Genomic DNA, 203 nt, shown 5'->3' with positions numbered 1-203 from the left:
TCCTACCTCGTCGCCAACACCGGCAACACCACCCTGACCGGCGTGGCCGTGACCACCACCGTCTTCACCGGCACCGGCACCCCCACCGCCATCAATTGCCCCGTCACGACCCTGGCCCCGCAGGCGTCGACGACCTGCACGAACACCTACGTCACCACCCAGGCCGACATCAACGCCGGAAGCATCGTCAACACCGCGACGGC

At 68.0% G+C, this 203-nt stretch carries 1 protein-coding gene; it reads left to right on the top strand.

Going from position 1 to position 203, the window contains the following annotated elements; genetic code table 11:
• Positions 1–203: DUF7507 domain-containing protein (locus ACLQ2R_RS39785; protein WP_425966582.1), on the top strand; the 203-nt coding region annotated here is incomplete at both ends.

Origin of the sequence: Streptosporangium sp. DT93, assembly GCF_049844535.1 — a bacterium.
In the GTDB taxonomy this organism is placed as follows: Bacteria; Actinomycetota; Actinomycetes; order Streptosporangiales; family Streptosporangiaceae; genus Streptosporangium.
The sequence above is the reverse complement of the archived record's forward strand: the minus strand, read 5'-3'. Positions and strand labels throughout refer to the sequence as shown.